The sequence below is a fragment of the Nocardioides sp. T5 genome, from assembly GCF_048161455.1.
Lineage (GTDB): Bacteria > Actinomycetota > Actinomycetes > Propionibacteriales > Nocardioidaceae > Nocardioides.
In genome coordinates this window covers 841,141-853,337 of the sequence record NZ_CP182415.1, presented here as the reverse complement: position 1 = coordinate 853,337, position 12,197 = coordinate 841,141, and the positions used below count along the sequence as shown (strand labels likewise).

Here is a 12,197-nt window from a genome sequence, read left to right as displayed (position 1 = left end):
GTCAGGCCCCTACGCGGTCGGTCGGCGGCGCGACGGCGTCGAGCAGGCGCGAGATGACGGTCTGTACGTCGACACCGCTGAACTGCGCCTCGGCGTCGAGCAGCAGCCGGTGCGAGAGCACCGGCTCGGCGAGGTCCTTGATGTCGTCGGGGACCACGTGGTCACGACCGTCGGCGGCGGCCCACGTCTTCGCGACGCGGACGAACGCCAGGCAGCCGCGCGCCGACAGCCCGAGCTTGACGTGCGGCTGGCGGCGCGACTCCTCGGCCAGCTCGGCGACGTAGCCGATGACCGCGGGGTCGACGTAGACCTCGTCCGCCAGGCCGCTCATCTGCGCGATCGTGGCGGCGGTGATGACCGGCGTGACCAGGGCGGCGCGGTCACGGACGGCCGCGTTGTTGAGCAGCTCGACGGTCGCCTGACGGTCGGGGTAGCCGATCGAGGACTTCATCAGGAAGCGGTCGAGCTGGGCCTCGGGCAGCCGGTAGGTGCCGGCCTGCTCGATGGGGTTCTGCGTGGCGATGACGAGGAACGGCCGGCCGACGGGGTGCGCGACGCCGTCGACGGTGACGCGCCCCTCCTCCATCACCTCGAGCAGCGCCGACTGCGTCTTGGGCGAGGCACGGTTGATCTCGTCGGCCAGCACGATGGTGTGGAAGATCGGGCCCGGGTGGAACTCGAACGTGCCCTTGTGCTGGTCGTAGACCGTGACGCCGGTGACATCGGAGGGCAGCAGGTCCGGCGTGAACTGGATGCGGGCGTGGCTGCCCTGCACCGTGTTGGCCAGCGCCCGGGCCAGCATCGTCTTGCCGGTGCCAGGGAAGTCCTCGAGCAGGATGTGCCCCTCCGAGAGCAGGCAGGTCAGCGCGAGCCGGACGACGTGGCGCTTGCCGAGAACGGCCTTCTCCATGTTGTCGGTGAGCTGGTCGAAGGTCGACCTGAACCACTCGGCCTGTTCGTGGCTGATCGTCAAGAGGTGCTCCTGGTGGTGTGGGGCGGATCGGGCGTGCGGGGCGGCGCTAGGGGAACGTCGTGTCGAAGACGACCCTGCCCAGCCCGTTGGCGAAGGTGCAGTTGCCCACGACGCGTTCGCCGGACGCGTAGTAGGACTTGACCTGTCCGGAGAAGTCGCCCGAGCCGCTCTCGGAGCGACGGGGCCAGAACTTGTCGAAGTCGCAGCGCCAGTTCGTCGCCGTGCCCTCCGCGAACCTGAGGGTGAGCACGGCCAGGGCGCACGAGTCGGCGGTGCACTTCGGCTCGCCGAACTCGGCGCACGCCGGCATCCCCTCGGTGTCGTCCTGGCAGCGGTCACCACGGCTGATGCTGACCGTCGGTGCAGGCGGGGGCGCCGAGGTCGCGCGGTTCGACCCCGTGTCCTCGCCCCGTCCGCCGGGCGCGTCGTCGCCGACCGCCACGAAGATCTCCTGCTCCTGGGCCCAGTTCTCGGTGCTGAACGCGGGCGTGGTGAAGCTGAACGCGCCGACCCCCGTGGGCCGGAAGCGCTGGGTGCCGGTGCTCCCGCCGCCCTTGTTGCGGATCTCGTACTCCACGACCGCAGGGTCGCCGTTGCTGGTGCCGGAGATCACCCACTGGATGGACTTGCCGTTGACGACGGGCTGGATGGAGCCGAGTGCGTCGTCGAGGCGGCCGAAGCTCTGGACGTTCTGCACGCCGCTCAGTGTGCAGCCGGCCGGAGCCCTCTCGTTGCAGACCCGGAGCTGGACGGAGTAGGCCTGCTCGTTGCTGAAGGTCGAGATCCGCTGGGTGTGGGTGCCGGTCTGCTGCGGGATCGACTGCACGACCTGACCGGCCACGAGGAAGTCCACCCGGCTGGTGTTGCCGCGCGAGTCGGGGACCGTGTACCGGACCTCGGCCTCCTGGCTGGTGCCCGTGGGGTAGACGTCGAACGCACCCCAGGCCGCCGGGCGGCCCACGGCCTCGATGGAGGTGCCCGCGCTGGGCGTCGAGCGCTTGCCGGGCTGCTCCCCGGGCTGGTTGGCGGCGACGACCGTGTAGGTGTAGGTGCGGCCGTCGTAGGGCACGCCCGTGTGGGTGCAGGTCAGCGAGGCGAGCCGCTGGCAGCCGGGCACCGTCCCCGAGGACACGCCGTTGGTGTAGCTGACGGTGTAGACCGTCGGGCCGGGGCCCTCGGCGGGCACCGCCTGCCAGTTGACCCGGATGCTCGTCTGGTTGGCACCCGCCTCCAGGTCGGCCACCACCGGCGCTGCCGGGGCGGGCGGCGTGCCGAGGGGCTGCATCGGCGCGGAGGTGCGGGACAGCGAGTAGCCGACCTGGTTCTGGGCCTTGATCGTGAAGTCGTAGAGCCGGTTGTTGTCCAGGCCCGTCGCGACGAAGGTCGTCGTGCCTCCTGCGACGACCGAAGGCCCACCGCCCGGCCAGGTGATCGTGTAGTCGAGGATCCTCGAGGTGTTGGTGGACGGCTTGTCCCACGCGATGGAGATCTGGCCGTTGTCGCGACCGGTCATGCGGATGTTCTGCACCCGGCCCGGCTGGGTGTCGGCCCGCGCGGAGCGGGACAGGTTGCTCCACTCGCTGCCGCCCACGCGGTTCACCGCCTGGACGCGGAAGCTGTAGTTCCCGCCCGTCTTGAGCTTGCGGAACACGCACTCGTTGGTGTCGCACCGCTGCTTGGTGCCGGACCCCTCCTCGCGCACCACGTAGTGGGTGACGGGAGCACCACCGTCGTCGTCGGGGGGCGCCCACCCCATCTTGATGGTGCCGACCTCGTCGGACAGCGGGTAGGGGCGCGGCTCGCCGGGAGCCGACGGCGTACCGATGACCCGGAACTGGATCCGGCCCTCGGCCCGCCGCGAGGACGGCGGATCGCCGTCGGAGACGTCACTGACGACCAGCCGGAAGCTCGCCTCGGCTCCGCGGGTGTCGCGGTCGGCCGTCAGCGTCAGCCGGCTGCCGTTGACGGCGGCCCGCACACCGGGCGTCCCGGTGTTCTGCACGGTCACGATCCTGGGGTCGGGGTTGGCCACCCCTGCCTCGAGGTAGGCGCCGATGTCGAAGGAACGGCTCTGCCCTGCCTCCATCGTCTCGACCCGGATCGGCGACAGGGTCGGCGGCGGGGCCTGGGCCAGCCGGAAGCGCACGTCCTGCGGGTTGCTGTCACCCGCGCGCACGGTGAGGACGGCCTCGCCGCCCTCCGTCGCGTCGTCCGAGGCCGTGACCGCGACGACCGACCCCTGGGGGGCGCCGACGTCCACACCGTCGACGGTCTGGCTCCACTCCGCGGTGAAGTCGAGGCCGACGGCGTCGCGGGGGTCGACGGTGAAGACCTTGCAGTAGCTCGCGATGTCGAGGGCGTAGCGCTGACCGGCCGACATCGGGATGACGTTGGCGGGGCACTCCAGCGACGGGGTGTCGTCGCCGACCACCACCGGGATCGAGAGCACGGCGGTCACGCCGTCGTCGGTCGTCGTGGCGTCCTCGTTGCCGCTCGCGTCGGTCGCGGTGGTGACCTCCACGAGCACGGAGCCCGGACCCTGGAAGCCCACCGGCGCCGACAGCGAGAAGCGGTTGTCCCCGTCCGGGCCGACGGTGAGGGCGGCGGGCGAGGCGGACCAGGAGCGACGGCCGGACGCGAGGCGGACCTTGCCCCCGTCAGGGGCAGCGATGTAGTCGGAGACCTTGCCGGTGGTGCTGGAGCCGGAGTCGAGCTCGATGAGCGAGCCGGGCAGGACGTAGGGCAGGCCGTCGCCCGTGGGCGGGATGTAGACCGAGGCGGCCGCGGTCGCCCCGTCGGCGTCGCGGACCTCGAAGGGCAGCACCTTCGGCGCCTCACCGCGGTCGGCCCGCACCTGCACGCCGTCGACCACCCGGGCCGACGGGTCGCCCGACACGTCGACCACCTCGAGGTCCTCGGCTGAGCCGTCGGGGTCGTAGGCGCCCTCGAGGACGTCGACGACGACGCTCCCGCTGTCGTCGGCCCGGCCGAAGGCGTCGTAGACGATCGGCGGGTTGTCGTAGTCGTCCGCGGTGGTCAGCGTCATGGTCGCGCGCGACTCGTCGATGCCGTTGGTGACCCGGTAGACGAGCACCGTCGGCGGCGCCTTGGCGGACTCGGGTGCCGGCACCGTCACCAGGTTGGTCTCGGGGTCGAGGCGGGCGGCCTCCGGGCCGTCGAGGATCTCCACCTCCACCGAGTCGCCTGCGGCGATGAAGTCGTTGGCGAGCGGGTCGAACGTGGCTGTACGTCCCGGCTCGACCGTGAGCCGGTCCTCGACCGCCAGCGGCGGCTGGGGCTGCCCGGGCTCGACGACCGCCACGCGGACCGTGCCGGTCGCGAAGGCGCCCTGGGAGTCGACGACGGAGTAGGTGAACTCGTCGGTGCCGACGGTGCGGGGGTAGGCCTCGTACTCCAGGAAGTTGCCGCCGACCGCCTCGATCCGGCCCAGTCGCGGGGCGGACGTGATGCCGGTGACCGTGACGGGGTCGCCGTTGCGGTCGACACCGACGCCGGGCACGCGCACCTTCACGGTGTCGCCGGAGACCACGCGGCCCTCGAGGGTCGGCGGCTCAGGCGCGTCGTTGGGCTCGTCGGCCGGCACCACGGTCACCTTGAGGGTGCCGTCGGCCCGCTTGCCCTCGAGGTTCTGGGCGACGTAGGTGACGGTGTAGGTGTCGCGCTCGACCACCTTCTCGGGCGCGACGTAGCGGACCACCCGTCCGGACACGAAGGCCTTGCCCACGTCACCGGTGACGTCGATGGGCGCGACGACGTCGAGCTGGCCCGGGGTGTCGCTGCTCGACAGGTCGTTGAGCAGGGTGAGGCGGTCGCCGGCCGGGGACACGTCGTTGTCGAGCACCGGCGCCGCGACGACGCCGCCGGCTCGGACCACGACCTTGTCGGAGACCGTGACGGGGGTGTTGTCCGCCGGCGCCGGGCGCTGGGTGACCACCACCTCGCCCCGGACGGCGGAGCTGGTGCCGTTGCTGATGGTGTAGGAGACGGTCTGCGTCACGGGTGCGAGGTCGGGGCCTGCTGCCGAGATGCGCAGCCACCGTCCGTCGACGATCGCCACGTCGAGCTGACCGGCCCGGTCGCCGACGGCCCGCTGGACCACGAGCAGCCCGCCCGCCGGGTCGAGGTCGTTGGCCAGCACGTCCACGATCCCCGGTGCCTGCCCGTAGACGGTGAGGGTGTCGGGCATGGCGATGGGTTCGGCCGCGCGCTTGGGCCGTGCCCGCACGTCGACCCGGATCGTCCCCTGGTCGAGGGGCGCGTTGCCGAAGGCCGCGTCATAGCTGAGGAAGTAGGTCCCGGCACGCTCACCGGTGAAGGTCAGCTGGCCGGAGTCGAGGTCGGAGACGACCTCGACGCCGGGCTGCCGGGGCACCTTGCCGCCCAGCGAGAGCTCGGCGTCGGTGGCGTTGGGGTCCGACCCGGGCAGGTCGTTGAGCAGGGGCCGGATCTTGATCGGCTTGCCGACCTCGCCGCGTACGACGTCGGGCTCGGCCTGCGGGGCGTAGGCCTTCTGGTCCTTGGGCGCCTGGACCTGGAAGCTCATCGACTTCGTCACGGGTGCGGAGCGCCCGTCGGTGACGGCGAACTCCACGCGGACCAGCTGCGGTCCGTCGGCCGCGCCGGACGGGGCGGTGAAGCGGATGCGGCCGTCGGCGGTGGTGCGGGCAGCGGCACCCGTCTGCTCGCCACCCACGGCCGTCGCGGAGTCCAGGAGCAGGGTGTCGCCGTCCCGGTCGTCGCGCCAGTCCGCGAGCACGGGTACGGCGAGCTCGCCCCGGTGAGGCACCTTGTAGGTCGGCTTCTTCCAGCCCTCGCGCAGCGTGGGCTGCTCGTTCTGCTCGGTCCCACGCACCTCGACGTCGACGGAGGCGTTGGCCGAGACGCCGTTGCGGCCGTCGTCGATGAAGTAGTCGAACCGGGCGGGGCGGGCGTCCTCGGGCATCTGGAGGACGAGCGTCTGGCCGTCGGGGCTGATCTCGACGCGCGCGCCGCCGGACGGCTGGTCCACGTCGACGATGCTCAGCAGCCGACCGGCGGGGGCGGAGTCGTTGTCGAGCGGGTGGAGCACGGTCGTACGACCGGCGCGGACGCCGTAGGAGTCGGGCTTGGCGCGCGGCGGTCGGCTGTCGGCGTCGCTCTGGTTCTCGTTCTCGTCGTCGTCGTCCTTGTTCTTCTTCTTCGACGTGAAGGCTTCCCAGTTGTCGATGCGGACGGGCTTGTCCTGCTGCACGTCCCAGACGTTGCCGCTGTTGGCGTCGTTGAGGACGATCTCGCCGCGGTTGACCCGGAACGCGAGGTTGGTCGCGTTGCCGCCGAGGTCCTTCTCGTTGACGTCCTGCGACCCGCACTGCACGGCGAGCGCTCCGAGCCCGCCGGACCAGGCGCCGAAGACGCACGCGCCGAGGCGGACCGGCTCGACGGGCGTGCCGGAGCTGTCGGAGACGGTGGTGACGTCGCCGGAGTCGAGGTCGACGCTCAGGAGCCCGTCGGGCGCCCCGACCAGCACCGCGTCGTAGGCCGGCCCCGGCTGCTGCAGCCGGCTCCCCGGCGGCACGGACACGATGGCCCCGTCGACGACGCCGAGGACTCCTGCGTCGGCATCGAGGGTGACGACGCGGTCGCCGACGGTGGTGACGTCGGAGACCTGACCGGCGTCACCGGACAGGTCCCGCGCGCGCGGCTTGCGGAACCCCGTGTCGGTGGGGGCCATCGTCGTGACGGTGGCCTCCTCGGTGGACGTCACCACCACCGTCCCCGTCTGGCTGACGGTCAGGGCCGCACCCTCGCCCACTTCGGCGAGCGGCTTCGCCTGCCGGTCGACGGCGCTCACCACCGGCTTGCCGAGCTGGTCGTCGTAGCGCACCGCCCACACCTCGCCGGTCTCGGCGTCCGCCGTCGCGAGCGTGCCGCCGGCCATCGCGACGTCACCGGAGACCGGGACCGCCGCGGAGCCGCCGTCCTGGGCCTCGAGCCGGCTGGTCTCGATGACCTGCCCGCGGCTGGTCCCGGCGTCGAGGGTGACGACGGCCGCACCGTCCTGGACGACGTCGAGGCGGGCCTTGCCGTTGTCGCCCGGCACCACGCCGTCGAGCTGGTTGATCGGCTTGTTGAGCCGGCCGGACCAGCCCTTCTTGCCGTTGACGACCCACACCCCGCCGTCGTTGAGCTCGGCCTCGTGCTTCTTGTAGCCCTCGGCGGAGACGGCGTAGACGATGACGGCGGTCGCTGCGATCGCCAGCGCGACGCCGGAGGCGATGCCCGCCCGGTGTCGACGCAGAGCAGTCACACGTGCCACGCGAGTCCCCCTTGGCCCCACGGATGAGGTACGCCCGCCGCACTCACCCAGGCAGGAGCGTATGTATGTCTCAGACGTTCGGACAAGTTTCCGACAAATCCCGACCATGTGCGCGGGACAGGCGTGATGGGTGATGATGGAACCGTGGGCGTGTACGAGGGGAGCCGACGTTGATCGTGGAAGCGCGGTACGCCAGTGGGTCTGGCGTGCTCGTCGGCAGCGGCGCGCACTGGGTGCTGCTGACCGACCCCGGTGACGAGCGGGTCGTCCAGGAGATCTGGGAGGCCCTCGCGCTGACCGCGCCGTCGGAGGCGAGCGCCGCCGAGCGGGTGCTGGCGATCGCCGAGAAGGCGTTCGAGGGCGATCCGCCCGGCCTGGCCCTCGTCGACTTCACCTCCGGCGCCTCGACGACCGTGTCCCGCGGCGCCGGGCACGTGCGCCTCGCCGGACCGGCACGGGTGCTCAGCCTCGACGCCGGCGCCGACCCCGACGGCCTCGCGAGCACCAGGCGCCTCGTGGGCGGGGTCGTCGCCGCAGACCGGGTCGAGCTCACGCCCGTCTCGGCCCGCACCGCCCCGGTGCACCGCGCCCAGGAGACCTCGCCGCCCGCGACTGCCGCCCTCATCGACGGCATCCCCGACGCCATCCTGGCCGCCAAGGGTCCCGACGGCCCTCCCCCGCGCACCCGCGTACGCCGTCCGGTCGAGGACACCGGCTCCCTGGTCGACACCTCCGAGCCCGACCCGCTGATGATGCAGCGGATCGAGGAGGGGGCACACACCACGATCCGGCCTCCGTCGGCTCCGGCGTCGGCTCCCGAGCCCGACGACCATGACGGCGCCACGTCACTGCGACCGGCCCACCTCACCCACAGCACGACCCCCACGGTGCTCGCCGTCAGCTGCCCGCTGGGCCACCTGACCCCACCGATCTCGCCGCAGTGTCGGGTGTGCCACCAGCGGGTCGCGCCGCAGGAGCCACGGCGGGTGGACCGGCCGTCGCTGGGGGGCCTGCGCCTCCCGACCGGCGAGGTCGTCCCCCTCGACCGGGGCGTGATCCTGGGCCGCAAGCCCGCGCCCGCCCAGGGCAGCACCGACTGGCCGCACCTCGTCCACCTGCCCTCCGACCACTCCTTCGTGTCGAGGCAGCACCTGCAGCTCGAGCTCGACGGGTGGGACGTGATCGCCCGCGACCTCGACAGCCGCGGGGGCACCACGATCGCTCCCCCGGGTCGCGACCCGGAGCGGATGAAGCCCGGCGACGCCTACGTGCTCGAACCCGGCACGGTGCTCGACATGGCCCACGTCTACAGCGTCCGCTACGAGTCGGGGGCGGTCGCCCGGTGAGCGCACCTGTCATCCCGGGGTTCGCGTTCGTCGAGCACCTGGGCAGCGGCGGCTTCGCCGACGTCTTCCTCTACGAGCAGCAGTGGCCGCGCCAGCGCGTCGCGGTCAAGGTCGTCCGTCCTGACGTCCCGCTGACCGACCGCGAGAAGTACCTGTTCACGGCCGAGGCCAACGCCATGGCACGCCTCGCCGACCACCCCTACATCGTCTCGGTGATCACGGCCGGGGTCACGGCCGAGGGCGGCCGCCCGTTCCTCGTGATGCGCTACTGCCCCCCGCCCGACCTCGGCGTGCGGGTCCGCGCCAACCCGATGGCCCCGGTGGACGCGGTCTCCACCGGCATCAAGCTCGCGAGCGCGATCGAGACCGCGCACCGCTCGGGGATCCTGCACCGCGACATCAAGCCCAGCAACGTCCTCGTGACGACCTACCACGAGCCTGCGCTGACCGACTTCGGCATCGCCGGCCACATCGCCGACGTCGAGGGCGACAGCGACGTGCGCATCTCCTACCCCTGGTCGCCGCCCGAGCTCCTCGACGGCCGGTCCAACGGGTCGGTGGCCTCCGACGTCTACTCCCTCGGCGCGACGATCTGGCACCTGCTCGTGGGCAGGTCCCCCTTCTCGATCCCGTCGGGCGACAACTCGACCCGCGCCCTGAGCGCCCGCATCCTGCACGCCGCTCCCCCGGCCACCCAGCGCCCCGACGTCCCGCCCGCGCTCGACCGGCTCCTGCAGCAGTGCCTCGCCAAGCGTCCCGAGCACCGTCCGGCGAGCGCCCTCGAGCTCGCCCGCGCGCTCCAGCGCATCGAGTCGGCGGCCGGCTGGGCGCGCACGGCCGTCGCCGTGGAGGGCGACCGGCCCGACGCGTCCGTCAGCGTCGGTGAGGCACCCGCCGCATCGGGCCCGCCCGGCTCGTTCGGGTCCTCCGGGCCGGCGGGGTCGACGGCTCCTGCCGAGGACGCGACGGCGATGAAGCCGGTCACGGTGATCTCGGCGAGCGGCCCGCGGCGGATCGCGGCCCAGGACCCCTCACCGCTCGCCCCGGACGGCGAGGAGGAGCGCGCCGGCGTGCCGGGCCTGGTCTGGGCCGGCGTCGGTGTCGCGGTCCTCGCGCTGCTGGTCGGCTTCCTCGTCCTCGGCGGCAACGACCGGGCCGAGGACCCCGGCGTGGTGGTCCCGACGGAGTCCCAGACGCCGGGCGACGTGGTCCCCGACGTCCTCACCGAGGCGGTCGCGCTCACCGGCAGCCGTACGCCTCGCGGCGTGCTGTTCGAGTGGCGCCCGCCCGTGCCGGTGGAGGACGGCGACTCGTTCAGCTGGCACCGGGACGACACCGACGAGTACGGCAGCACGTCCCGCAGGCGCCTGCTCGTGCGCACCGACGACCCGGTGTGCCTCGACGTGCGGATGACCCGCGGATCGGACAACTCGCCCAGCGCGAGCCAGTGCGTGTCCTGACCCGCGGGTCCCGACGTCAGGCGGTCGTCAGTCGTCGTCCCAGTCGCGGCGCGGGCCGGTGGCCGCGTCCTGCTTCTCGGCGGACATGCGGCTCGAGGCCCACAGCGACAGCACCGCGGTGATCGCCAGCGTGGCCACGATGACCACGAGCGAGAGCCAGATCGGGATCTCCAGCCAGGCGTAGTCGAGGGGCTCGCCGCCGTTGATGAACGGCAGCTCGTTCTCGTGCAGGGCGTGGAAGAAGAGCTTGACGCCGATGAACGCCAGCAGGAACGCGAGGCCGTAGGAGAGGTAGACCAGGCGCTGCAGGAGGCCGCCGATCAGGAAGTAGAGCTGGCGCAGACCCATCAGCGCGAAGATGTTCGCGGTCAGCACCAGGTAGGGCTCCTTGGTGATGCCGAAGATCGCCGGGATCGAGTCCAGCGCGAACAGCAGGTCGGTGGTGCCGAGAGTGAGGATCACGATGAACATCGGCGTGATCATCTTCTTCGCGTTCTCACCGCTGACCAGCAGCTTCTTGCCGTGCCACTCCGACGTGGCCGGGAAGCGCCGCTCGACGAACGCGACGAGCTTGTTCTCCTCGAACTCGTCGTCCTCGTCCTCGGCCCCTTCCTTGGCGAGCTTGACGGCCGTGTAGATCAAGAAGATGCCGAACAGGTAGAAGACCCAGCTGAACTGCTCGATCGCCGCGGCGCCGACACCGATGAAGATCGCCCGCATGACCAGCGCCATCACGATGCCGATCATCAGGGCGTACTGCTGCAGCTCCTTGGGCACGGCGAACTTCGCCATGATGATGATGAAGATGAAGAGGTTGTCGATGGACAGGGAGTACTCCACCAACCAGCCGGAGAAGAACTCCAGACCGTGCTGGTGATCCCAGGTGACCCACACACCGATGCCGAACAGGATCGCCATCCCGACGTAGATCGAGAGGTAGGTCGCACACTCCTTCATGCTCGGCTCGTGCGGCCTCCGCCCGACGATGACGAGGTCGAAGGTGAAGATCACGATCGTGACGGCGAAGGTCGCGATCCAGACCCAGGTGGGTACGTCCACGCTGTTGCTCCTAGGGATGAGGCGAGATCGGTGTCCGCGCAGCGCGCGGACGCCAGAGGTCTCTTCCGCTCGCACGCCCAGGAGGACCTGGGCGACGAACCAGTGGCACCGGGCGCCGCTCGCGCGGACGCCGTACTGACGACACCACTGCCGAGGAATACTCCCCTCCAACCGCGTCAGTCTGTCATGCGGCTCGGGGAGGGAGTGAAATCGACGTCAGCGTCCGCCGAATGGGACGCCGAGCGCGGACAGCCGGTCATGCCCGCCGTCGACCGCCGTGAGCACCCAGGCGCCCTGCGGCGTGACGGTGAACGTGTGCTCGAAGTGGGCGGCGAACGACCCGTCCACGGTCGCGACGGTCCACTCGTCCTCGAGCAGGTCGGTGTGCTTGCTGCCCAGCGTGACCATCGGCTCCACGGCGAGCGCGAGGCCCTCGACGATGGACGGACCGCGGCCGCGTCGGCCGACGTTGGGCACGTTGGGTGGCATGTGCATCTCCGTGCCGATGCCGTGGCCGGTGTAGTCCTCCAGGACGCCGTAGCGGCCCTGCGAGCGGACGTAGGTCTCGACGGCGTGGCTGATGTCGCTCACCCGGCCGCCGAGCCGCGCAGCGGCCATGCCGCGCCACAGCGACTCCTCGGTCACCCGCAGCAGCTCGGTCACGTCGTCGGACACCTCGCCCACCGGGACGGTGATCGCAGCGTCGCCGTGCCAGCCCTCGACGATCGCGCCGCAGTCGATCGAGATGACGTCACCCTCGGCCAGCGTGCGCGGGCCCGGGATGCCGTGCACCACCTCGTCGTTGACCGAGGCGCAGATCGTCGCCGGGAACGGCGGGTGGCTGTAGCCCTTGAAGGACGGCACGCCCCCGTGGTCGCGGATGTTGGTCTCGGCCAGCGTGTCGAGCTCGAGGGTGGTGACCCCCGGCCGGACGGCGGCACGGAGCAGCTCGAGGGTCTCCCCCACGAGCCGTCCCGCCACACGCATAAGGTCGATCTGCTCGGGGGTCTTGATCTCGATCCCCCGGTCCCGGAACGCCACCG

General features: G+C 71.7%; 6 protein-coding genes. 2 read left to right on the top strand and 4 right to left on the bottom strand.

The window, feature by feature from the left end:
* Window position 1 precedes the first annotated feature (1 nt).
* Window positions 2-973: an AAA family ATPase gene (locus ACNKF0_RS04115; RefSeq protein WP_416955977.1), complete on the bottom strand. Its 972-nt coding sequence runs from the start codon at window positions 971-973 to the stop codon at window positions 2-4.
* Window positions 974-1,019: 46 nt separating this feature from the next.
* Window positions 1,020-7,289, bottom strand: coding sequence for an Ig-like domain-containing protein (locus ACNKF0_RS04110; protein WP_416955975.1), 6,270 nt, complete (start codon window positions 7,287-7,289; stop codon window positions 1,020-1,022).
* A 206-nt stretch (window positions 7,290-7,495) separates the two neighbouring features.
* On the opposite strand from ACNKF0_RS04110, the gene ACNKF0_RS04105 reads away from it, so the two are divergent.
* Both ACNKF0_RS04105 and ACNKF0_RS04100 read left to right on the top strand, forming a co-directional pair.
* Window positions 7,496-8,635, top strand: a complete 1,140-nt coding sequence (locus tag ACNKF0_RS04105; RefSeq protein WP_416955973.1) for an FHA domain-containing protein — start codon at window positions 7,496-7,498, stop codon at window positions 8,633-8,635.
* On the top strand, window positions 8,632-10,095 hold the full coding sequence (locus tag ACNKF0_RS04100) for a protein kinase domain-containing protein (RefSeq protein ID WP_416955971.1): 1,464 nt from the start codon (window positions 8,632-8,634) through the stop codon (window positions 10,093-10,095). The genes ACNKF0_RS04105 and ACNKF0_RS04100 overlap by 4 nt, the downstream gene beginning before the upstream one ends.
* 27 nt (window positions 10,096-10,122) lie before the next feature.
* Here ACNKF0_RS04100 and ACNKF0_RS04095 read toward each other — a convergent pair whose 3' ends face one another.
* Together ACNKF0_RS04095 and map are read right to left on the bottom strand one after the other, a co-directional pair.
* Window positions 10,123-11,154 (bottom strand): TerC family protein, encoded by a 1,032-nt coding sequence (locus tag ACNKF0_RS04095; protein WP_416955969.1) that lies wholly within the window; start codon window positions 11,152-11,154, stop codon window positions 10,123-10,125.
* A gap of 216 nt (window positions 11,155-11,370) precedes the next feature.
* Window positions 11,371-12,141, bottom strand: coding sequence for a type I methionyl aminopeptidase (gene map / locus ACNKF0_RS04090; protein WP_416958419.1), 771 nt, complete (start codon window positions 12,139-12,141; stop codon window positions 11,371-11,373).
* Window positions 12,142-12,197: the final 56 nt, after the last annotated feature.